This window comes from Streptomyces sp. NBC_00094, from assembly GCF_026343125.1.
Lineage (GTDB): Bacteria > Actinomycetota > Actinomycetes > Streptomycetales > Streptomycetaceae > Streptomyces.
Genome location: NZ_JAPEMB010000001.1, coordinates 4,829,812 through 4,849,899, shown reverse-complemented (window position 1 = coordinate 4,849,899; position 20,088 = coordinate 4,829,812). Strand labels below are relative to the sequence as shown.

25 protein-coding genes are annotated in these 20,088 nt (G+C 69.0%); 12 read left to right on the top strand and 13 right to left on the bottom strand.

Translation table 11 applies throughout. The features are described from left to right. Positions 1-8: 8 nt before the first annotated feature. The 11 genes from rplW to OG580_RS21490 form a co-directional block, all read right to left on the bottom strand. On the bottom strand, positions 9-332 hold the full coding sequence (rplW, locus tag OG580_RS21540) for a 50S ribosomal protein L23 (protein ID WP_024755407.1): 324 nt from the start codon (positions 330-332) through the stop codon (positions 9-11). Continuing rightward, positions 332-982 (bottom strand): 50S ribosomal protein L4, encoded by a 651-nt coding sequence (rplD, locus tag OG580_RS21535; protein WP_267045311.1) that lies wholly within the window; start codon positions 980-982, stop codon positions 332-334. Before rplD ends, rplW begins: the two co-directional genes overlap by 1 nt. Before the next feature lie 7 nt (positions 983-989). Beyond that, the gene (gene rplC, locus OG580_RS21530; protein ID WP_267045310.1) at positions 990-1,634 is read right to left on the bottom strand and encodes a 50S ribosomal protein L3; all 645 of its coding nucleotides are present in this window, start codon (positions 1,632-1,634) and stop codon (positions 990-992) included. 11 nt (positions 1,635-1,645) lie between these two features. Beyond that, entirely contained in the window at positions 1,646-1,954 is a 309-nt protein-coding gene (gene rpsJ / locus OG580_RS21525) for a 30S ribosomal protein S10 (protein WP_003948644.1), read from the bottom strand. Between the two features lie 423 nt (positions 1,955-2,377). After that, positions 2,378-3,625 (bottom strand): RNA polymerase sigma factor, encoded by a 1,248-nt coding sequence (locus OG580_RS21520; protein WP_267045309.1) that lies wholly within the window; start codon positions 3,623-3,625, stop codon positions 2,378-2,380. After that, entirely contained in the window at positions 3,622-3,984 is a 363-nt protein-coding gene (locus OG580_RS21515) for a YciI family protein (RefSeq protein WP_267045308.1), read from the bottom strand. The genes OG580_RS21520 and OG580_RS21515 overlap by 4 nt, the downstream gene beginning before the upstream one ends. Positions 3,985-4,199: 215 nt before the next feature. Then, a complete protein-coding gene (tuf, locus tag OG580_RS21510) occupies positions 4,200-5,393 on the bottom strand; it encodes an elongation factor Tu (protein WP_266895417.1) in 1,194 nt (397 codons plus the stop codon). A 151-nt stretch (positions 5,394-5,544) separates the two neighbouring features. Next, the gene (gene fusA, locus OG580_RS21505) at positions 5,545-7,674 is read right to left on the bottom strand and encodes an elongation factor G (RefSeq protein ID WP_267045307.1); all 2,130 of its coding nucleotides are present in this window, start codon (positions 7,672-7,674) and stop codon (positions 5,545-5,547) included. 39 nt (positions 7,675-7,713) lie between these two features. Then, a complete protein-coding gene (gene rpsG / locus OG580_RS21500; RefSeq protein WP_024755400.1) occupies positions 7,714-8,184 on the bottom strand; it encodes a 30S ribosomal protein S7 in 471 nt (156 codons plus the stop codon). Between the two features lie 2 nt (positions 8,185-8,186). After that, the gene (gene rpsL / locus OG580_RS21495; RefSeq protein WP_003948652.1) at positions 8,187-8,558 is read right to left on the bottom strand and encodes a 30S ribosomal protein S12; all 372 of its coding nucleotides are present in this window, start codon (positions 8,556-8,558) and stop codon (positions 8,187-8,189) included. A gap of 408 nt (positions 8,559-8,966) precedes the next feature. Then, positions 8,967-9,416, bottom strand: coding sequence for a helix-turn-helix transcriptional regulator (locus OG580_RS21490; protein ID WP_267045306.1), 450 nt, complete (start codon positions 9,414-9,416; stop codon positions 8,967-8,969). 239 nt (positions 9,417-9,655) lie between these two features. On the opposite strand from OG580_RS21490, the gene OG580_RS21485 reads away from it, so the two are divergent. The 3 genes from OG580_RS21485 (at position 9,656) to OG580_RS21475 (ending at position 10,942) form a co-directional block, all read left to right on the top strand. After that, positions 9,656-9,943 (top strand): WhiB family transcriptional regulator, encoded by a 288-nt coding sequence (locus OG580_RS21485; protein ID WP_267045305.1) that lies wholly within the window; start codon positions 9,656-9,658, stop codon positions 9,941-9,943. Positions 9,944-10,016: 73 nt separating this feature from the next. Further along, complete coding sequence (locus tag OG580_RS21480; protein ID WP_267048072.1) at positions 10,017-10,718, top strand: hypothetical protein; 702 nt, start codon at positions 10,017-10,019, stop codon at positions 10,716-10,718. After that, complete coding sequence (locus OG580_RS21475; protein WP_267045304.1) at positions 10,712-10,942, top strand: hypothetical protein; 231 nt, start codon at positions 10,712-10,714, stop codon at positions 10,940-10,942. The genes OG580_RS21480 and OG580_RS21475 overlap by 7 nt, the downstream gene beginning before the upstream one ends. Before the next feature lie 59 nt (positions 10,943-11,001). On the opposite strand, the gene OG580_RS21470 is transcribed toward OG580_RS21475, so the two are convergent. Then, positions 11,002-11,829 carry a hypothetical protein gene (locus OG580_RS21470; protein ID WP_267045303.1) on the bottom strand — a complete coding sequence of 276 codons (828 nt, stop codon included), beginning with the start codon at positions 11,827-11,829 and terminating at the stop codon, positions 11,002-11,004. 259 nt (positions 11,830-12,088) lie between these two features. On the opposite strand from OG580_RS21470, the gene OG580_RS21465 reads away from it, so the two are divergent. The 4 genes from OG580_RS21465 (at position 12,089) to OG580_RS21450 (ending at position 14,104) form a co-directional block, all read left to right on the top strand. Continuing rightward, positions 12,089-12,499 carry a hypothetical protein gene (locus OG580_RS21465; protein ID WP_267045302.1) on the top strand — a complete coding sequence of 137 codons (411 nt, stop codon included), beginning with the start codon at positions 12,089-12,091 and terminating at the stop codon, positions 12,497-12,499. Positions 12,500-12,676: 177 nt separating this feature from the next. After that, positions 12,677-13,288: a phage tail protein gene (locus OG580_RS21460; protein ID WP_267045301.1), complete on the top strand. Its 612-nt coding sequence runs from the start codon at positions 12,677-12,679 to the stop codon at positions 13,286-13,288. Between the two features lie 88 nt (positions 13,289-13,376). After that, positions 13,377-13,667 (top strand): hypothetical protein, encoded by a 291-nt coding sequence (locus OG580_RS21455; protein WP_267045300.1) that lies wholly within the window; start codon positions 13,377-13,379, stop codon positions 13,665-13,667. A 113-nt stretch (positions 13,668-13,780) separates the two neighbouring features. Then, complete coding sequence (locus OG580_RS21450) at positions 13,781-14,104, top strand: hypothetical protein (protein WP_267045299.1); 324 nt, start codon at positions 13,781-13,783, stop codon at positions 14,102-14,104. Positions 14,105-14,131: 27 nt separating this feature from the next. On the opposite strand, the gene OG580_RS21445 is transcribed toward OG580_RS21450, so the two are convergent. Further along, the gene (locus tag OG580_RS21445; protein ID WP_267045298.1) at positions 14,132-14,986 is read right to left on the bottom strand and encodes a hypothetical protein; all 855 of its coding nucleotides are present in this window, start codon (positions 14,984-14,986) and stop codon (positions 14,132-14,134) included. Between the two features lie 306 nt (positions 14,987-15,292). On the opposite strand from OG580_RS21445, the gene OG580_RS21440 reads away from it, so the two are divergent. From OG580_RS21440 to OG580_RS21420, 5 genes are all read left to right on the top strand, one after another. Next, the gene (locus OG580_RS21440; protein WP_267045297.1) at positions 15,293-15,505 is read left to right on the top strand and encodes a hypothetical protein; all 213 of its coding nucleotides are present in this window, start codon (positions 15,293-15,295) and stop codon (positions 15,503-15,505) included. 93 nt (positions 15,506-15,598) lie between these two features. Further along, positions 15,599-16,624 (top strand): hypothetical protein, encoded by a 1,026-nt coding sequence (locus OG580_RS21435; RefSeq protein WP_267045296.1) that lies wholly within the window; start codon positions 15,599-15,601, stop codon positions 16,622-16,624. A gap of 29 nt (positions 16,625-16,653) precedes the next feature. After that, complete coding sequence (locus OG580_RS21430) at positions 16,654-17,853, top strand: phage tail protein (RefSeq protein WP_267045295.1); 1,200 nt, start codon at positions 16,654-16,656, stop codon at positions 17,851-17,853. Next, the gene (locus OG580_RS21425) at positions 17,850-19,097 is read left to right on the top strand and encodes a tape-measure protein (protein WP_267045294.1); all 1,248 of its coding nucleotides are present in this window, start codon (positions 17,850-17,852) and stop codon (positions 19,095-19,097) included. The genes OG580_RS21430 and OG580_RS21425 overlap by 4 nt, the downstream gene beginning before the upstream one ends. Before the next feature lie 40 nt (positions 19,098-19,137). Beyond that, positions 19,138-20,061 (top strand): phage tail protein, encoded by a 924-nt coding sequence (locus OG580_RS21420; protein WP_267045293.1) that lies wholly within the window; start codon positions 19,138-19,140, stop codon positions 20,059-20,061. Positions 20,062-20,088: the final 27 nt, after the last annotated feature.

Genomic DNA, 20,088 nt, shown 5'->3' with positions numbered 1-20,088 from the left:
GACCGCCCTTAGGCGGTCGGACCGCCGAAGATGTCGATACGGTTGCCCTCAGCAAGGGTCACGATGGCGCGCTTGGTGTCCTTGCGCTTACCGAAACCGGCCTTGGTGCGCTTGCGCTTGCCCTGGCGGTTGATCGTGTTGACCCCGGTGACCTTGACCGAGAAGACCGCCTCGACGGCCTGCTTGATCTGGGTCTTGTTGGAGCCAGGCGCGACGATGAACGTGTACTTGTTCTCGTCCAGCAGGGCGTAGCTCTTCTCCGAGACAACCGGCTTGACGAGGATGTCACGCGGGTCCGAGAAGGTCTTGCTGGTGACGACGGCCTCAGTCATCAGGCGTCGCTCCCTTCGGTCTCAGCGGTCTGGGGGCCAGACACGAAGGACTCGAGGGCGGCCTGGGTGAAGACCACGTCGTCGGAGACGATCACGTCGTACGTGTTGAGCTGGCCCGGCTCCAGGATGTGCACCTGGGGCAGGTTACGAGCGGACAGCCACGCGGCCTCGTCGGAGCGCTCGACGACCAGGAGCAGGTTCTTGCGCTCCGAGATCTTGCCGAACAGCGTCTTCGCGGCCTTGGTGGAGACGCCACCCTCGACCACGCCGGTGACGACGTGGATACGGGAGTGGGTGGCCCGGTCCGAGAGGGCACCGCGGAGGGCGGCGGCCTTCATCTTCTTCGGGGTCCGCTGGGAGTAGTCACGCGGCTGCGGGCCGTGGACGACGCCACCGCCGACGAACTGCGGGGCGCGGGTCGAGCCCTGACGGGCGCGGCCGGTGCCCTTCTGGCGGTAAGGCTTCTTGCCACCACCACGGACTTCGCCACGACGCTTGGTCTTGTGCGTGCCCTGACGGGCCGCAGCCAGCTGCGCGACGACGACCTGGTGGATCAGCGGAACGCTGACCTTGGCGCCGAAGATCTCCTCGGGGAGCTCGACGGTCCCGGTCTTGTCGCCTGCCGGCGAAAGGATGTCAATGGTGCTCATCGGTTCCTCAAACCCCCTTGGCCGCGGTGCGGACCAGGACGAGGCCACCGTTAGGGCCGGGGACGGCGCCCTTGATGAGCAGCAGACCCTTCTCGGCGTCAACGGCGTGGACGGTCAGGTTCTGGGTGGTCACACGCTCGTTGCCCATGCGACCAGCCATCTTCATGCCCTTGAAGACACGGCCCGGGGTGGCGCAGCCACCGATGGAACCGGGCTTACGGTGCACGCGGTGGGCACCGTGCGACGCCTTGCCACCACGGAAGTTGTGGCGCTTCATGACGCCGGCGAAGCCCTTGCCCTTGCTCTTCGCGGTGACGTCGACCTTCACGCCGGCCTCGAAGAGCTCGGCGGTGATCTCCTGGCCGAGCGTGTACTCGGAGGCGTCAGCGGTGCGGAGCTCCACCAGGTGGCGGCGCGGGGTGACGTCGGCCTTGGCGAAGTGACCCTTGAGGGGCTTGTTCACCTTGCGCGGGTCAATCTCGCCGAAGGCGATCTGGACCGACTCGTAGCCGTCGCTGTCGTTCGTACGGACCTGGGTCACGACATTCGGGCCGGCCTTGACGACGGTCACCGGGACGACCCGGTTGTTCTCGTCCCAGACCTGCGTCATGCCGAGCTTCTCACCCAGGATGCCCTTGATGTTCTTGGCCATCTCGCGCGCCCTCAGAGCTTGATCTCGATGTCGACGCCCGCCGGCAGGTCGAGACGCATAAGCGAGTCAACCGTCTTCGGCGTGGGGTCGAGGATGTCGATGAGGCGCTTGTGCGTGCGCATCTCGAAGTGCTCGCGCGAGTCCTTGTACTTGTGCGGCGACTTGATGACGCAGTACACGTTCTTCTCAGTGGGCAGCGGCACCGGGCCCGCGACCGACGCACCAGTGCGCGTCACCGTCTCGACGATCTTCTTCGCCGAGGAATCGATGACCTCGTGGTCGTAGGCCTTGAGCCGGATGCGGATCTTCTGTCCCGCCATGGCTACTAGTAGTCCTGTCTCTCGTAACGCTCTGGACTCGGGGGTTCTCCTGGCCTTCACCTCCGACCCACGCGGTCGGGCGTGTCGCGCTCCCTCTACGCAGAAATCCCGAAGGATTTCCCAACCAAGGGGGCGCGGTCCCTAGAACCGCGAGTCGGGGGCAAAACACCCACCGAGCGCCTGGTCTGCACCCCGCTGGCGCTTCCCGGAAGATTCCCGTACGTCCGCTCCTGAAAAGGAGCGACGAGTACTGTGGGACTCGCTTCCGGTCCTCCCGACGGGAGGCGCGCAGCATCGGCACTCAACCGAGCAACCCCGACAGTCTGCCATACGGGACCTTCCGGCCGCCAATCGGGAGCGAAGACTGTACCCCACGTCACGTACGGGCAAGCCTCAGGGCGCCCGTGGCACCCCCGAAGCCGCTCACCCCAACCGCCGGGCCCGCTCCGTCAGATGGCGCCGTTCGGGGACGCTCGTCGTGTGGCGGGCCGCCTCGCGGTAGGCGGCGGCCGCGTTCTCCTTGTCGCCGAGGAGTTCGAGGAGGTGGGCTCGCGTGGCGAGGAGCCGGTGGTGGTGGGCGAGTCGCCTGTCCTCCGCGAGACCGGTGAGCAGTTCGAGGCCGGCCTCGGGGCCGTGCACCATCGCGACCGCGACCGCGCGGTTCAGCGTGATCATCGGGTTCGGCCCGGTCCGCTCCAGGAGCTCGTACAGCGTGAGGATCTGCGGCCAGTCCGTGGCCTCCGCGGACTCGGCCTCGTCGTGCACGGCCGTGATGGCCGCCTGGAGCTGGTACGGGCCCACCTGCCCCTTCGGCAGCGTGCGGCTGATCAGCTCGACTCCCTCCGCGATCAGCCGGCCGTCCCACCGCCTCCTGTCCTGCTCCGCGAGCGGCACCAGCTCGCCGTGCGGGCCCGTACGGGCAGGGCGGCGGGCGTCGGTCAGCAGCATCAGGGCGAGCAGGCCGGCCGTCTCGGTGTCCTCCGGGACCAGCCGGTGCAGGAGCCGGGTGAGCCGGATCGCCTCCGTGGCGAGCTCGGGCACGGTGAGGTCGTCGCCGCCGCTGGCCGTGTAGCCCTCGTTGAAGACGAGGTAGAGCACGTGCCGCACCTCGGCGAGGCGGGCCGCCCGGTCCTCCCCCTCGGGCACGGCGAGCGAGCCGCCCGTCGCCTTGATGGTCTGCTTGGCCCGGCTGATCCGCTGCGCCATCGTCGACTCGGGTACGAGGAAGGCGGCGGCGATCTGCGCGGTGGTGAGGCCGCCGACGGCCCGCAGGGTCAGCGCGATCCGGCTGGCGGGGCTCAGGGCCGGGTGGCAGCAGAGGAAGAGCAGGGCCAGGGAGTCGTCCCAGCCGGAGTCGGGGGCGTCCGCGGCCCGGGCCACGAGTTCGGAGTCCGGGGTGGCGAACGCGAGGGCGTCCTCGCGGCGCCGGCGCGCGACGTCGCTGCGCAGCTGGTCGATGTACTTCCGGGTCGCGACGGTGAGCAGCCAGCTCCGCTCGTGGTCGGGGATCCCGTCCTCCGTCCACTGGCGTGCGGCGACGATCATCGCCTCCTGGAGGGCGTCCTCGCAGGCGTCGAAGTTGCCGTGGCGCCGGACGAGCCGGGCGAGGACCTGCGGCGCGCATGCGCGCAGCAGGTCCTCGACCGCCCTCGGGTCGTGGGGCCGGGTCACACGTCCGCCGCGGACTCGTGCAGGACCGGCCAGAGCTCGACGGGGTCGACGTCCGCGAAGGGCATGTCCGCGGCGATCTGCTGGGCGCGCTCCAGGCTGTCGCAGTCGAGCAGGTAGAAGCTGGCCACGTACTCCTTGGTCTCCAGGTACGGCCCGTCGGTGACCGCGGGGACGCCGGCCTCGCGGCGGACGAGCTGGGCGGCGGCCGCGTCGGCGAGTCCGTACGCGCCGATCAGCTCGCCGCTCTCGCGGTACTTCCGGTTGAAGGCCTCCTGCTTGGCGATCGCCTCGGGCCAGGCCTCCGCCGGGAAGGAGTCCCACTTCGCCTGGTTGCCGTAGATCATCGCGACGTACTTCATGTGGGTGTCCTCCCCGTCCTGCGCGCCCCTGTGGCGTGCCGTCACCCTTGAGTCGGAGCCGCCGGCGCGGCCTCGACATCGGACGACAGTAATTCCCGGAACATCTCGAAGATCCCTCGGCGGGAGCACGAGGAGGCCGGGAAACGCGAGAGGGCCCCGCACCTTTCGGTGCGGGGCCCTCTTGCAGCTCGTGGAGCTGGCAGATCAGATCAAGATCAGGCAGTGATCTTGACGACCTGGCCGGCGCCGACGGTCCGGCCACCCTCACGGATGGCGAACTTGAGGCCCTCCTCCATGGCGATGGGCTGGATCAGCTCAACGCTCATGGCGGTGTTGTCGCCCGGCATGACCATCTCGGTGCCCTCGGGGAGGGTCACGACGCCGGTCACGTCCGTGGTACGGAAGTAGAACTGCGGGCGGTAGTTGTTGAAGAACGGGGTGTGACGGCCACCCTCGTCCTTCGACAGGATGTAGGCCTGGGCCTCGAAGTTGGTGTGCGGCGTGACCGAGCCCGGCTTGATGATGACCTGGCCGCGCTCGACGTCCTCACGCTTGATGCCACGGAGGAGCAGACCGACGTTCTCACCGGCCTGGCCCTCGTCGAGCAGCTTGCGGAACATCTCGATACCGGTGACCGTGGTGGTGGTCTTCTCGGTCTTGATGCCGATGATGTCGACGGTCTCGTTGACCTTGAGGACACCACGCTCGATACGACCGGTGACGACGGTGCCACGACCGGTGATCGTGAAGACGTCCTCGATCGGCATGAGGAACGGCTTGTCGACCTCACGCTCGGGCTGCGGGATCGACTCGTCCACGGCGTGCATGAGGCCGAGGAGCTTCTCGCCCCACTCCTTGTCGCCCTCGAGCGCCTTGAGCGCCGAGACGCGGACGACCGGAAGGTCGTCGCCCGGGAAGTCGTACTCGGAGAGGAGCTCACGGACCTCGAGCTCGACGAGCTCCAGGATCTCCTCGTCGTCCACCATGTCGGCCTTGTTCAGGGCGACGACGATGTACGGAACGCCGACCTGGCGGGCCAGGAGCACGTGCTCCTTGGTCTGCGGCATCGGGCCGTCGGTGGCGGCAACCACGAGGATCGCGCCGTCCATCTGCGCGGCACCCGTGATCATGTTCTTGATGTAGTCCGCGTGACCGGGGCAGTCGACGTGGGCGTAGTGACGCGACTCGGTCTGGTACTCGACGTGCGCGATCGAGATCGTGATACCGCGCTGGCGCTCCTCGGGAGCCTTGTCGATCTGGTCGAAGGCCGAGGCCTCGTTCAGGTCCGGGTACGCGTCGTGCAGCACCTTGGTAATGGCGGCCGTGAGGGTCGTCTTACCGTGGTCAATGTGACCGATGGTACCGATGTTGACGTGCGGCTTAGTCCGCTCGAACTTTGCCTTCGCCACTGAATCCTCCTGCGGAGTGGTTCTGTACGCCTTGCTTCATCGGCGCCAGGTGATCTTTGCTGGGATGCCATCCACCGGGGCCCGATTCCTCGGGTTTCGGGGGTCGAGCCCCGGCGACTGGTGTCAAGCCTAAAGCGTGAACTCGGAAGAGTTACTCGCCCTTGGCCTTCGCGATGATCTCCTCGGCGACGTTCCGCGGAACCTCGGCGTAGGAGTCGAACTGCATCGAGTAGCTTGCGCGACCCGAGGTCTTGCTGCGGAGGTCTCCGACGTAGCCGAACATCTCCGAGAGGGGCACGAGGCCCTTCACGACGCGAGCGCCGCTGCGCTCCTCCATGGCCTGAATCTGACCACGGCGGGAGTTGATGTCGCCGATGACCTCACCCATGTAGTCCTCGGGCGTGGTGACCTCGACGGACATCATGGGCTCGAGGATGACCGGCGAAGCCTTCCGCGCGGCCTCCTTGAAGGCCTGCGAACCGGCGATCTTGAACGCGAGCTCGGAGGAGTCGACCTCGTGGTAGCCACCGTCGAGAAGGATGACGCGGACGCCAGTCATCTCGTAGCCGGCCAGGATGCCGAACTGCATGGCCTCCTGCGCACCCGCGTCGACCGAAGGGATGTACTCCTTCGGGATGCGGCCACCGGTGACCTTGTTCACGAACTCGTACGAGGCGTCGCCGCCCTCGATCGGCTCGATCGCGATCTGCACCTTGGCGAACTGACCGGTACCACCGGTCTGCTTCTTGTGGGTGTAGTCAAGACGCTCGACGGCCTTACGGATCGTCTCGCGGTACGCGACCTGCGGCTTGCCGACGTTCGCCTCGACCTTGAACTCGCGACGCATACGGTCGACGAGGATGTCGAGGTGGAGCTCGCCCATGCCACCGATGATGGTCTGGCCGGTCTCCTCGTCCGAGTGCACCTGGAAGGAGGGGTCCTCCTCCGCGAGACGCTGGATGGCAACACCCAGCTTCTCCTGGTCACCCTTGGACTTGGGCTCGATCGCGACCTGAATGACCGGCGCCGGGAAGTCCATGGACTCCAGGATGACCGGGTTCTTCTCGTCGCACAGCGTCTCACCGGTGGTGGTCTGCTTCAGGCCCATGACGGCGACGATGTCGCCGGCGCCCACCGAGTCGATCTCCTCACGCTTGTTCGCGTGCATGCGGTAGATCTTGCCGATGCGCTCCTTCTTGCCCTTGACGGAGTTCAGCACCGCGGTGCCGGCCTCCAGGCGACCGGAGTAGATCCGGACGAAGGTGAGCTTGCCGAGGTGCGGGTCGCTCGCGATCTTGAACGCGAGGGCCGACAGGGGCTCCTCGTCGGACGGCTTGCGCTTGACGACCAGCTCCGCGTCCTTGACGTCGTGGCCCTCGATGGCCTCGACGTCCAGGGGGGAGGGGAGGTAGCGCACGACCGCGTCGAGCAGGGGCTGGACGCCCTTGTTCTTGAACGCGGTGCCGCAGAAGACGGGGGTGACCGTCTTCTCGCCGCCACCCTTGCCGGAGGCAATGGTGATGCGACGGACGGCAGCGTAGAGCTGCTCCTCGGTGGGCTCGACGCCCTCGAGGAAGAGCTCCATGAGCTCCTCGTCGTTCTCGGAGACGGACTCGACGAGCTTGGCGCGGTACTCGTCCGCCAGCTCGACGAGGTCGGCCGGGATGTCGACGATGTCGTACATCTCGCCCTTGGAGGCTTCCGCGGACCAGACCAGGGCCTTCATGCGGACGAGGTCCACAACACCCTGGAAGTCCATCTCGGCGCCGATGGGCAGCTGCATGACGATCGGAACCGCGCCGAGGCGGTTCACGATCATGTCGACGCAGCGCAGGAAGTCGGCGCCGGTGCGGTCGAGCTTGTTGACGAAGCAGATACGCGGAACGCCGTAGCGGTCCGCCTGACGCCAAACAGTCTCGGACTGGGGCTCAACGCCGGCCACACCGTCGAACACGGTGACAGCACCGTCGAGCACGCGCAGCGAACGCTCCACCTCGACGGTGAAGTCGACGTGGCCCGGCGTGTCGATGATGTTGATCGTGTGATCGACATTCTCGAGCGGCCAGTGGCAGGTCGTCGCGGCGGACGTGATCGTGATGCCGCGCTCCTGCTCCTGCTCCATCCAGTCCATCGTGGCAGCGCCGTCGTGGACTTCACCGATCTTGTAAGAGACACCGGTGTAGAACAGGATCCGCTCGGTGGTGGTCGTCTTGCCCGCGTCGATGTGCGCCATGATGCCGATGTTGCGCACCTTGGCAAGGTCAAGCGAAGTGGTAGCCATATCGGCTCAGTCTTCTCTCGGTCTCGATGTGGGTTGCGACTACCAGCGGTAGTGCGCGAAGGCCTTGTTGGACTCGGCCATCTTGTGCGTGTCCTCACGCTTCTTGACCGCAGCTCCGAGGCCGTTCGAGGCGTCGAGGAGCTCGTTCAGGAGGCGCTCGGTCATGGTCTTCTCGCGACGGGCGCGGGAGTAACCGACGAGCCAGCGCAGCGCGAGGGTGGAGGCACGACCGGGCTTGACCTCGATCGGCACCTGGTAGGTGGCGCCACCGACACGGCGGGACTTGACCTCGAGGGACGGCTTGACGTTCTCGAGAGCGCGCTTCAGCGTGATGACCGGGTCCTGGCCGGTCTTCTCGCGAAGACCCTCCATGGCGCCGTACACGATGCGCTCGGCGGTGGAACGCTTGCCGTCAAGCAGGATCTTGTTGATCAGCGAGGTGACAAGAGGAGAGCTGTAGACCGGGTCGATGATGACCGGGCGCTTCGGGGCGGGGCCCTTACGAGGCATTCTTACTTCTCCTTCTTGGCGCCGTAGCGGCTGCGAGCCTGCTTACGGTTCTTGACGCCCTGCGTGTCGAGGGAACCGCGGATGATCTTGTAGCGAACACCCGGCAGGTCCTTCACACGGCCACCACGCACGAGCACGATGGAGTGCTCCTGCAGGTTGTGACCCTCACCCGGGATGTAGGCCGTGACCTCGATGCCCGAGGTCAGACGCACACGCGCGACCTTACGGAGGGCCGAGTTCGGCTTCTTCGGGGTGGTCGTGAACACACGCGTGCAGACGCCACGACGCTGAGGGGAACCCTCAAGAGCGGGCGTCTTGTTCTTCTCGACCTTGTCCTGCCGGCCCTTCCGGACCAGCTGCTGGATCGTAGGCACTACTTCTCCGGTTTCTGTGTGCCGTCGTCAAACTAACCTGGAACATTTACCGACCCACGCGGTCGGGTGTGTCGAATCTCGCGGACCTCCGCCGAAGGCGGAAAAGGCGCGGATTACGGTGGCCGTTTCGCGGACTCGCCGTGCGGTTGAGGACACGCACACGAGCCCAGGCACACCCCAGGCACAAGGCATGAGCGTACCTATCGCATGGACTCCGGTCAAAACAAATGGCCACGCGCATGGAGCCCCGGGCGTCGCCGGGCGGGTCGAAACCCTTGGCGGGGCTGCCTTGGGGGCTTCCGGAGAGATCTCCCGGGGAGGCCCGCCCGGGGAAAGGTCACCCCGGGCGGCCCTGCGGACCCGGTCCCGGCTGGCCGGTCGGCCGGCGGGCGGGCGAGGCGGTCGCGGTCAGTCGCGCGCGGTACGCCGCGCCTCGACGGCGCCTTCGGCGTCCGCGCCCTCCTCGTCGGGCTCCAGGAACTGGTTCACGACCTTGACGAAGACGCCCAGGCGCTCGTCGGGCACACCGAGCCAGCGGGCGAAGTCCTCCATGGTCGGCTGCCAGTCGTTGGGCGGCAGCAGATCCGCGGCGAGCGGAAGCTCCTCGGGGGTGACCCGGCCGGACCGGATCAGCATGTCGCGGACGGAGACCCCGAGCAGTGGGGCGATCCGGCGCATCGTCTCCAGGTCGGGCATGCTCTGCCGCTGCAGCAGACGCGTCACGGCGGCACGGTGGACTCCGGCCTCGTCCGCGATCCGGGACTTGCCGCCACCGCGCGGACTGTCGATGTCGTAGCCGCGCGCTCTCATCAGACCCTCGACCCAGCCCGCGAACTCGTCGAGTCCTTGACTACTCATGTGTACCGCTCCTCGCTCCCCCACCCTCCGGATGCCTCACTTTAGCGTGCTTGCGCGCAAGGAATTACGTGCTTTCGGGCACGCAATCGTGTCGAATCGATGAAGGCCTGATCAGCGCACCCTCACAAGTTTGTTGCGCGCTCGCACGCAACGTGTCAGGCTGCTGGGCGCCGCACTCGTCGGCCCCCTGAGCCCCAGAAGCCCCATCGGCACCATGGACGCCCCGGTGGCCTCGGACCGTGGAGAACCTTTTGTTCCAGCCCGACCCATCCCCCTGGCAGGCCTCCGCCGCGTGCGCCGGCCTCTCCCCGTCCGTCGTCTTCGCCCGCCGGCCCAAGGAGGCCGCCCCGGCGCTGCGCGCCTGCGCCGACTGCCCCGTACGCCGCGAGTGCGAGGCGACGGTGGCCCCGTCCGAGAGCTACTTCGACGGCGTCTGCGCGGGCCGCCTCTGGCGCAACGGCCGCCCGGCGGACGCTCAGCGCGTGGCGAAGGCGGTCGCCCTGGCGGGAGGTGTCCGCCGTGGCTGACCGCACCGGCGCCCCGCACGGCATCGATACCGCCGACGCCCTCGGCGGCGCCGGCCACACCGGCCGGCTCGTCCTGCGGGACATCGCCCTCTGGACCGCCTCCCTCGTACGGCAGTTCCCCGAGCTCTCCGAGGAGCTGGCGCCCGGCCGCCGCTCCCCCGCCGGGACCGCGCCCACCGCCCCGCACCCCGGCCGCGACGAGCTGATCCGCGAGGAGCGGCGCGAGGCGCTGCTCCTCGAACAGCGGCACGGCCTCTCCGTACCCGGGCACGGCGCCGCCCCGATCCGGCTGCACATCTCCGACGCCATCCGGGACATCACCGACGGCGTGGTGGAGCTGGAGGAGGCGGTCTGTGCCCGGCTCACCCTGCCGCGGCCGCGCCGGGCCGGGGTGATCGAGCGGCTGCGCCGGATCGTCGGACTGCTCGACGCCGTCGCCGCACACCCGGACCTCGCCCGGCACGTACGGGACGAGATCCGGCGGATGGCGCGCCGGTGCGCCCGGACGCTGGGCGACGCCGAGACGATCGTCCGGGTGTCGGGGCGCTGCCCCTGGTGCGACTCCGTGTCGCTGCGGGCGTTCCCGGACCGGCGGGCGGTGCTGTGCGTGAACCCGGCGTGCGTCTGCACGGACGCGGCCTGCGGCTGCCAGGACGACCCCGCGTACCGGCACCTGTGGCCGGAGGACCGGTGGGACGAGCTGACGGAGGCCTCGGGGACCCGTACCGAGGAGATCGAGGCGGCGATGGACGACACGAAGGAGACCGCATGCTGAGCTCACCCGCGATGCCGGGGCTGTCCGCGCTGCCCGCGCTTCCCGCCCTGATTCCCGGGCCGCTCGCCGCCGAGGAGGCCGGGGTCGCCCCCGCGACCATCCGCAAGTGGGTGCAGCTGGGGCATCTGCGGGCCGCGGGGAAGGCGGGCCGCGCGCAGCTCTTCCGCCTGGAGGACGTCTTCGCGGCGGAGCGGCTGGCCCGTCGCCGTACGCGTACCGTCTGATCGTTCCTCACCGAAGCGCCCCGATTCCGGATCCGGAATCGGGGCGCTTCGTCATGCCGTCATGCCGTCAGGAAGGTGTGGAGGGAGCGGACCAGGGTGTCGGCGAAGCGTTCGCGTACGGGCTCGGGGACGCGGTCGAGGGAGAGGTACGGGTTGAGGTCCTCCAGCTCGACGAGGAGCAGCTCGCCCTCCGGGGTGCGGCAGGCGTCGACGCGCTGGATGCCGTGGTCGAGGGTGTTCCAGTCGACGAAGCGGCGGGCGAAGCGCAGGTCGGCGCCGGTGGGCTCGTACGGTTCGAGGACCCAGCGCTGCCGGGGGTCCGGGGCGTACAGGGCGTACTGGAAGAGGTCGTCGACGAAGTAGAAGGAGACCTCGTACCGGAAGTCGATGCGCGGCTGGACGAGGACGTCGTCGTACGTGAGGCCGGCGAGGTCCTCCCGCGGCACGAAGCGCAGGCCTATGGAGTCGGCGCCGGCCTTGGGCTTGACCGCGTACTCCGGGGCGTCGGGCAGGAGGGCGAGGCCCTCGGGGCGGTCTGCGGTGGGGATGACGGGGTGACCGGAGGCGGTGAGGTCGAGCAGGTACTGCTTGCCGGCCATGTCGCCGCGCCCGTGGAGGGGGTTGTAGACGCGGGTGCCGAGGACCAGGGCGCGCTCGCGGAAGGCCTCGTACTCCTTGCGGTACCCGAGGACCGGGCCGCTGTTGCGGACGACGACGGCGTCGAAGTCCTCCATGAGGGCGGCGGCGTCGAGCGGGTGGCAGAGGGCGAGGTCGAAGTCGGCGCGCAGCCGGGCGGTGAGGTGGATGTCCTCGTCGCAGTAGCGGCGCCCCCGGGCCGGGTAGGCCAGGTCGGTCACATAGAGCAGGTGGGGGCGGTCGGCGGACACGGGCGGCTCCCTCGGTTCGGTGACGGCCAACCTATCGAGGGGGTCGTCCGGCGGAAGGTCCGGCGTATCCCCCTCCCGTTCTAGTTGCGTGCGCGCACGATCGCTGTCACAGTTGGTGCAGCGGCGGAGCTGCGCCCGCAGGACGGGACGCGGCCTCCGCCGTTCGCCGTCCGGGTGCGCTGCCGCGCCCCGCCCCCTCCCGCCGGAGCGCCCCGGGCGGCACCCCGTCCTGCTGTCCCTCCCACCGAGGAGAACCGTCATGACCACTCCCCCGAGTGCTTTCCCGGACGTCGAGAAGCTGGTCGTCGACGTCCTCAAGGCCGATCCCGCCCTCGCCGGCGTCACGGTCGCCGTCAACGCGCCGGCCGGCTTCGACGGCACACAGAGCGCCGTCCTGGTGAACCGCCGCGGCGGCGCCTGGGTCGGCGACCTGCACGTCGACATGCCGCTGATCGAGTTCGAGGTGTACGGGCCGAGCAAGAACGCCGCCCACGTCCTCGCCAACGGCGCCCGCCGGGCACTGCTCGCCACCATCGGCAAGCAGATCGGCGCCAACAACCTCGTCCACGACGTCGAGGAGCAGGACGGGCCGCGCTGGATGCCCGACTACCTCTACCGAGGCGCCAACCGCTACCTCTGCGTCATCCGTCTCTCCCTGAGCGTCTTCTGAGCCGCTCGCCCCCTGAGCGGCTCCCGGGCCGCTCGCCCCCCGAGCGCCCTCCGAGCCCTTCCGGCTCCCTGACGGGCGCTCCCCCACAGACCAGGCCTCGCCGTCCGGCGGGGCCTTTGCCGTACCCGGGCCCGACGCCCGGGGCGGCGCCTCACCCAACCCAAGGAGAACCTCACCATGGCTGGAAACAACTCTGCCGAGATCCGCGTCGCAGGCACCGGCAAGCTCTACGTGGCCGACGCCGGCACCTCCGCCCCGGCCACCTTCGGCACGGACTCCGCCGCCGACTGGTCCGGCGCGGGCTGGAAGGATCTCGGCTTCACCTCCGGCGACGGCGTCACCTTCTCCAAGAAGGACAAGCTGGAGGCCATCGACTCGTGGCAGTCGGTCTCCCCGATCCACTACATCTACTCGAGCCGTGACCTCTCGCTGAAGTTCTCGCTGCTCCAGTTCAACGAGGACACGCTGCCCTTCTTCATGGGCGGCGACGCCGTCAAGGCGGAGCCGACGCCGGCCGTCGACACCTACCGCTACGAGATCGCCGAGCGTCCGTTCGCCGACGTGCGTGCCCTCGGCCTGGAGTTCACCGACGTCAAGGCCGGTGGCACGACCGCGGTGCGGTACCGCTTCATCATCCCGCGCGGCCAGGTCACCGCGACCGACGACATCAAGCTGGCCCGCAAGGCGGCGTCCCAGCTGGGCGTCACCTTCTCCGCCATGTCGAAGGGCGACGGCAAGCCGCTGGCGACCTTCCTCATGAAGGACAGCCAGTACTCCGCCACCGTCTGATCCCTCTCCACCCGGGGCGGGACGGCGCAGCGCCGTCCCGCCCCACCCCTCTCCTCTTCACTCACTCGAACAAGGAGTACGCATCACCATGGCCCGTTTCGACGTCAACGCCGCCCGCGCCCAGCGACAGGAGGCCCACGGCCGCGCCTGGTCCTTCGAGCTGGACGGCGAGAGCTACACCCTGCCCACCGAGCTGAGCCGTGGCACCGCGAAGGCGCTGCGCAAGCTCGACGACAACGACGTGGACGGCCTGCTCGCGCTCCTGATGGGTGAGGAGCAGTTCTCCCGCTTCGAACAGCACGACACCACCATGCAGGACATCGCCGCCATCCTGGAGGCCTACGGCAAGGAGACCGGGCTCGGCCTGGGGGAAGACTGAGCCTCGTCGAGTTCGTCGACGAACACGCCGAGGCCCTTGAAGCGGACTTCCTCCGCTACTACTCCACCGATCTGCTCGACTGGCACCGCGGCACGCTCTCCAGCCGCCGGGTCATGGCTCTGATCAAGCACCTGCCGCGGGACAGCGCCGTACAGCGCGAGCTCCACGGCGAGGCCGCCGAGTGGTCGATCACCGACCATCTGCTCGCGGCCACGGTGGACCACATGGCCATGGCGAACTGGATGTTCGCCTGCGTCAACACCGGTGAGGACTCCGATCCGCCGGAAGCTCCGACGCCCGTTCCCCGTCCGGGTGTTCCCACCGAGGACGAGGACGGAACGGAGGACGCGGCGGACGCGGTCCGGGGCGGGGAGAGCGCGCCCGCCGAGGAGAACCCGCTGCCGTCCCACCACGCCATCGCCCGGTTCTTCGGGTGATCCCGCGGCCCCCGGAGCCCCTTCCCGTCAGGGAGCGGGCTCCGGGGGCGCTTCTTCCCGTCCCCGTTCGGCGGTCATGTCCTTCTCCAGGGCCCTGGCCCGGTCGGACAGTCTCCGCCCTCTGCTCGCGCGCGCGTCCGGTTCGGCGGAATCGGCGTCGCGCCGGTCGACGGGCGGTCCGACCTGGGCGGGCACCCCGGCCAGCGGCGGGACGATCGGCCGGCCGCCCTTGCCGCGCACGACCTTCCGCACCGGCTGGGCGTTCCGGCGGGCCCGGTTCTCCTGGGCGGTCACGAGGACGTCCGGCTCCGGATCGGCCTCGGACTCCTTCCGCTCGGGTTCCGGCCCGGGCTCGGACCGCTGCCCGGACTCGGACCGCTGCACCGGTTCGGACCGCTGCCCGGGCGTCAGGCGCTGCTCGGATGCCGGGCGCTGTTCGGGTTCGGCTCGCTGTTCGAACAGCTCGCGTTCCCTGCGTACGCGCTCCTCGGCCTCGACGACGGCCGCGGGCGGTTCGAGGAGCCGGGCGAAGGGCAGCGCGATCACCCGGGCGCCCTCCTGGCCGGCGTCCGTACGGCGCTGGGGGCGGCGGATTCCACGCGCGTCACCCTGACCCTGTGCGTAGGCGTCGGCGACGCGCTTCTCGTACTCCCGGCGGATGCGGGGCAGTTCGTCCGACACGGCCTCGGCCCAGCCGGAGGTGAAGGCGGTCGTCTCCCGACGGTCGACCTCGGCCCGGGGGATCACGACGAGTTCCTCGGGGGCGTACCCGGAGACGTGGACGAGCTCCGAGAGGTAGGCGAAGAGATGAGGCAGATCGGGGTGGGCCGCGAGCCAGTCGACGACTCGTTCCCGGCTACCAGCGCCCGGCTCCGTATCCATGCGTCAGTACTGCCTTCCAGCCCCCTGGGGTCCCCGCGCGCCCCTCGCGCCCCTCGCACCCCCCGAGGTGGTCCGGTACGGAGGGCGCGTCCTCCAGGTTACCCGGTCGAACTCACGGCCGTTTCAGCCGCCAACGCGTTCGGGAAACGCGCAAGAAGACACACCGTCAGGCGTTTCCCGCTCGACAAACATCGAACAGATGTTCCACACTCTGTTCGCACAACAGTTCGAACACGTGGTGCCCCCGCCCCTCACTCCGCGGCGCCGCCACACCCGCACGGGCAAGCAACCGGAAGGCAGGCGTCCATGACCCAGCAGGCCGAGGCATCGCGACCGCAGATCCCTCTCCAGGACCGCCTCCGCCAGCTCCTCGACGGACCCGTCGCCCTCGACAAGAGGGCGCTGCTCGGCACGTTGTACGCCGAGGTCTCCCGCTACGAGACCCTCGCGTACACCGCGGGCTGGAACGACGCGCTCGCGGCGATGCGCCGCGGCCCCCGCCGAGGCGAGGACGCCTAGCCGCCACCGGCTGCCCCCGCACGAACGAGCCCCTGCCGGAACCGGCAGGGGCTTTTCGGCGCTTGGCCGTCACCGGCCGGAAGCGGAGCAATCATGGCAGAAGTAACGAACGAGGAACTCTCGATCCAGATCGCCAGTCTCAGGCATCACCTGCGGACACCGGACGGCGGCTGGCTGCCCACCACCAACTGGCTGAAGGAACAGCTCGGGCCCCTCACGGAGCTCAAGAAGAAGATCGACGACATGCACCAGGAGCTCACCAAGGCGAAGAAGACCGAGCTCCTGGAAGGCATGGGCCTGGACGGTTTCGCCGCGGCACTCGAGAAGTACTACGAGAAGAGCGAGTACTGGGGCTACTACCTCGGAGCAGCCGTCGCGAGCTTCCTGGTCCCCGTGGTCGGCCTCATGATGCTGACGAATTTCACCAACTTCCAACGGGCCGTCCAGGGCCTGTTCTTCAACCTGATCGACAAGATCCCGGGAGTGAACACCCGGGGCCGCATCCTGGCGATCAACGACGGGAACACCCTCCCCCGCCTCCAGGACGCCCAACAGGTCCGGGCGCGCGAGGAAGCCGCCGGCGGCGGAATGGCCTCGATCCCCGCCGACGCGAACTTCGAGCCCCTCCGTCGGCAGCTCGAGGCGCTGAACCCGCACCTGAAGGAGTTCAACACCCAGGCAGGCCCGTTCAGGACCAAGTTCAAGGACCTGCCGAAGGCCGGCGCCATGACCAAGGCGGCCGACGCGATCGACAGGATCAAGACGGCCGTCGCCGCCTTCGACCCGCCCAAGACCGAGCTGGTCGCGACCGCCGTCGGCAAGCTCATCGAGGCCGTGAAGGACTACGACCCGAAGAAGATCCCGGACCCCAAGAAGATCGAGAAGCTCAACGCGGCCATGGTCGACGCCAACCCGACGCAGATCAAGGCGATGGCGACGGCGACGGGGAAGCTCGCGAGCGCGCAGCGGCACTTCGACCCGAAGAAGCTCCCGAAGGCCCGTGGCCTGGAGTCGGCCGCCAGGGCCGCCGAGCGGCTCGCGAAGGCGGGCGGGGACGTGGCCCAGGCCTTCAACAACCTCAAGCTCAAGGCCCAGGAGACCGCTCAGGCCCTCGCCTGACCCCCACCCACCCCGAAAGGAGGTAACCCATGAGTCTCGTCAGTTCCACCAAGAAGGCGTCCGATTCCCTGCGCAACCTCAAGACGCAGGCGTCCGGTGCCGGGACCTCGGTCAAGAAGGTCGGGGACGCCGGCAACACGGCCTCCAACCAGCTCAAGAACCTGCGCACCAACGCGCAGGGTTCCGGCACCCAGCTCAAGAACCTCAAGACCGCCTCGGACCAGGCCGAGCGCTCCATGAAGAAGGCCGGCGACACCGCCCAGTCGGCCGGCGGCAAGCTCGGCAAGTACGAGTCCGGCGCGGGCAAGGCCGCCAAGGGCCAGGACAAGCTCAACAAGTCCATGAAGGGCAACATCCTCGCCCGGCTGCTCGAACTCTTCATGCCGCTCATCGAGAAGATCGTCGAGATGGCGAGCCGCTCGAAGACGATGCAGACGATCATGAAGAAGGCGTTCGGCGCCATCAAGACCGTGATCAGCTCCGTCATGAAGGCCATCGGCCCGATCATGAAGAAGGCGGGCGACCTGATCAAGACGGTCTGGAACGGCATCAAGAAGGCCGTCTCCACCGTCGTCAAGGCCGTCGCGACCGTCATCAAGACCTACGTGACCATCTGGAAGACGGTCATCACCACGGTGATGAACGCGATCAAGTCGGTCGTCGGCGCGGTCTGGAAGGGCATCAAGGCCGTCATCACCCCGGTCGTCGACTGGATCAAGACCGCCATCCCCAAGGCGTTCAGCGCCGTCAAGGACAAGATGTCGTCCATCTGGAACGGCCTCAAGGACATCGCGTCCCGGGCGTTCGACGGCATCAAGAACGGCGTGAAGGGCCCGATCAACTCCGTCATCGGCCTCATCAACTCGATGATCGGGCGACTGAACTCCATCAAGGTCAGCGTCCCCGGCTGGGTTCCGGTCGTCGGCGGCAAGACCTTCGGCGTCAACCTGCCGACCATCCCCATGCTCGCCACCGGTGGTGTCGTCATGCCCCGCCACGGCGGTGTCCCGGCGATCCTCGCCGAGGCCGGCGAGGCCGAGGCCGTCCTCCCGCTCTCCAAGCTGGACCGGCTGCTCGCCCTCACCGCCCGCCGGGCCCGCATGGCCCAGGGCCACCCGGGCGGTGCGAACGGCCCCGGGCTGCACATCGAGAACTACCACGCCGCCCGGAACAGCGACCCGCAGTCCACCGCCGACGCCCTCATGTACCTGGCGAAGGCACGCGGATGAGTGCCGTGGCAGTGATGCCCGACCCGTTCCGGGGCGTCGCCCCGGTGATGAGCTCCCTGCGTCAGGGCGTGGGTCAGGCGGGCGACTCGCTGCGGCGGCTCAAGCAGGACGTGCAGCGGGCGGGCGGCGGCATCGACAAGTTCGCCGCCGGCCTCCGTACCGTCGGCACCTCCGTGCGGACCCTCGGCAGCAACGCCGCCGGGGCCGCCGGCTCCCTCGGCAGGACCGGCAGGTCCACCGCGCCCGCCCGCACCCGGCGGATCGGCGCCGCGGCGGACAAGGCGAGGACGGCCGCCGGCAAGATCGGCACCGGGGTCGGCGGCATCCTCGCCCTCCTCCTGCCGCTGCTGCCCGTCGCCGACGTCGTCACCCGCCTGATGGACACCTACGGCACGGTGATGACCGTCGCCTCGATCGTCATGACCGCCGTCAACGTCGCCATGCGGGCCAACCCGCTCGGCTTCGTCGTCGGCATCATCGTGCCCGTCGCGGCGTATCTGATCGAGCTCGCGCTGAACTCCGAGACCGGCCAGAAGATCATGAAGCAGGTCTTCGACCAGGCCCTCAAGGGCGTCCAGGCCGTCTGGAAGTTCATCAGCCCGTTCGTGAAGGCGATCGGGACCGCGGTCGGGATCTACTTCAAGGGCTACCTGACCCTGATCACCGGAGCGATCAAGGGCATCGGCGCCGCCGTCAACGGGATCTCGAAGATCGGCTCCGCCGTCTCCTCGGCCTCGAACGCGCTGCGCGGCATCGCCTCGGGCTCGATGAACGGCATCAAGAACGCCGTACAGCCGATCGTCTCCTGGATCACCGACTCCGTCCCCGGGTTCTTCCGGACCGCCAAGGACGCGTTCTCCGGAGCCCTGCGCGGCATCGGCGACCTGGTCAAGGGCGGTCTGAACACCGTCCTCGGCGTCGTCAAGGGCCCGATCAACGGCCTGATCGCCTTCGCCAACTGGATCATCGACGGCCTCAACAAGCTCAGCTTCAGCTTCCTCGGCAAGAAGTTCGGCGTCGACCTCGACAAGGTCCCGATGCTCGCCGAGGGCGGTGTCGTCTTCCCCGGCGCGTCCGACGCGCCGCGCATCGACCCGCTCTCCGCCCTGGAGGACCGTCGCATCCCGGCGCTCACCGAGCCGCCCCGACAGCCGTACCGCGTACGGGACTTCCACGAGGCCCCGGGCGCCGGCCCCCGGTCGACCGCCGAGGACCTGCTCTTCCTCGCGACCGCCCGCGCGTGACACCCGCCGACCTCCCACCAGAAGTGAGGTGACGGCCCCCATGGCCGAGACCACCACCACATACGCCGGAAACACCTTCATCGCCGACCTCGCGCCCGGCTCACTCATCACCCAGGACGGGCAGATCCAGTGGGCCGGGCTCCTCATCGGGCCCGGCACACCGTTCGCCATCGACAAGTCCGGCCTGTCGGGCTGGGAGGACCTGCCCGAGTACGACTCCTCCGACGCCGACCGGCCGACCTCCCACGGAGCCTGGCCGGGTTCCCGGTTCGCCAAGCCGCGCAAGGTCGGCGGCACGATCGTGCTGATGCCGGAGTGGAACCAGGCCTCCGAAGCCATCCGCGCGCTGCGCCAGGCGCTCGCCCTCCTCGACGAGGAGCGCTGGCTCACCGTCCGGCTGCACGGCGAACTGCTCGCCGTACGGGCCCGGATCGCCCAGCGCGTCGTCCCCGCCGACCAGGGCTTCGCCACCCAGGGCAGCTCCCGCATGTCCGTCCAGTGGCTGGCCGCCGACCCCCGCCGGTACGTCGTCAACGAGCAGACCGCCACCACCACCGCCCCGCAGCCCGAGCCCGGGCTGGTCTGGCCCCTGACGTGGCCGCTCGACTGGGGCCGGGCCACGTCCACCGGCGACACCGTCGCCGAGAACACCGGCTCGGCAGCCACCCACCCGGTGATCACCTTCCGCGGGCCGTGCTCCATGCCGACCGTCACCGAGCGGGTCAGCATGCGCCGCCTGCGGTACGCGATCGACCTGGCCGCCGGCGACGAGCTCACCGTCGACACCGCCAACGGGACGGTGATGCTCAACAGCACCGCGTCCCGCCGCCACACCGCGATGGCCGACTCCAGCCCCGAGGAGCTGTTCCTCCTCGAACCGGGCCGCACCGAGCTGTCCTTCCGGCCCGACGGATCCGGCCTGGGAGCCCTGATGACAGTCCGCTGGCGCAGCGCCGAGTGGTGACCGGCAGCCTCCCCCGCCCCTCCTGAA

Excerpts from the sequence above, each read along its gene's own strand:
- OG580_RS21460 (WP_267045301.1), top strand. The coding sequence starts at position 12,677 with ATGGCTGGAAACAACTCTGCCGAGATCCGCGTCGCAGGCACCGGCAAG.
- OG580_RS21445 (WP_267045298.1), bottom strand. The coding sequence starts at position 14,986 with ATGGATACGGAGCCGGGCGCTGGTAGCCGGGAACGAGTCGTCGACTGG.
- OG580_RS21420 (WP_267045293.1), top strand. The coding sequence starts at position 19,138 with ATGGCCGAGACCACCACCACATACGCCGGAAACACCTTCATCGCCGAC.
- OG580_RS21515 (WP_267045308.1), bottom strand. The coding sequence starts at position 3,984 with ATGAAGTACGTCGCGATGATCTACGGCAACCAGGCGAAGTGGGACTCC.
- rplD (WP_267045311.1), bottom strand. The coding sequence starts at position 982 with ATGAGCACCATTGACATCCTTTCGCCGGCAGGCGACAAGACCGGGACC.
- OG580_RS21455 (WP_267045300.1), top strand. The coding sequence starts at position 13,377 with ATGGCCCGTTTCGACGTCAACGCCGCCCGCGCCCAGCGACAGGAGGCC.
- rplW (WP_024755407.1), bottom strand. The coding sequence starts at position 332 with ATGACTGAGGCCGTCGTCACCAGCAAGACCTTCTCGGACCCGCGTGAC.
- rpsG (WP_024755400.1), bottom strand. The coding sequence starts at position 8,184 with ATGCCTCGTAAGGGCCCCGCCCCGAAGCGCCCGGTCATCATCGACCCG.
- OG580_RS21450 (WP_267045299.1), top strand. The coding sequence starts at position 13,781 with ATGGCTCTGATCAAGCACCTGCCGCGGGACAGCGCCGTACAGCGCGAG.
- fusA (WP_267045307.1), bottom strand. The coding sequence starts at position 7,674 with ATGGCTACCACTTCGCTTGACCTTGCCAAGGTGCGCAACATCGGCATC.
- rpsJ (WP_003948644.1), bottom strand. The coding sequence starts at position 1,954 with ATGGCGGGACAGAAGATCCGCATCCGGCTCAAGGCCTACGACCACGAG.
- OG580_RS21435 (WP_267045296.1), top strand. The coding sequence starts at position 15,599 with ATGGCAGAAGTAACGAACGAGGAACTCTCGATCCAGATCGCCAGTCTC.
- OG580_RS21475 (WP_267045304.1), top strand. The coding sequence starts at position 10,712 with ATGCTGAGCTCACCCGCGATGCCGGGGCTGTCCGCGCTGCCCGCGCTT.
- OG580_RS21430 (WP_267045295.1), top strand. The coding sequence starts at position 16,654 with ATGAGTCTCGTCAGTTCCACCAAGAAGGCGTCCGATTCCCTGCGCAAC.
- OG580_RS21490 (WP_267045306.1), bottom strand. The coding sequence starts at position 9,416 with ATGAGTAGTCAAGGACTCGACGAGTTCGCGGGCTGGGTCGAGGGTCTG.
- OG580_RS21440 (WP_267045297.1), top strand. The coding sequence starts at position 15,293 with ATGACCCAGCAGGCCGAGGCATCGCGACCGCAGATCCCTCTCCAGGAC.
- OG580_RS21425 (WP_267045294.1), top strand. The coding sequence starts at position 17,850 with ATGAGTGCCGTGGCAGTGATGCCCGACCCGTTCCGGGGCGTCGCCCCG.
- rplC (WP_267045310.1), bottom strand. The coding sequence starts at position 1,634 with ATGGCCAAGAACATCAAGGGCATCCTGGGTGAGAAGCTCGGCATGACG.
- OG580_RS21465 (WP_267045302.1), top strand. The coding sequence starts at position 12,089 with ATGACCACTCCCCCGAGTGCTTTCCCGGACGTCGAGAAGCTGGTCGTC.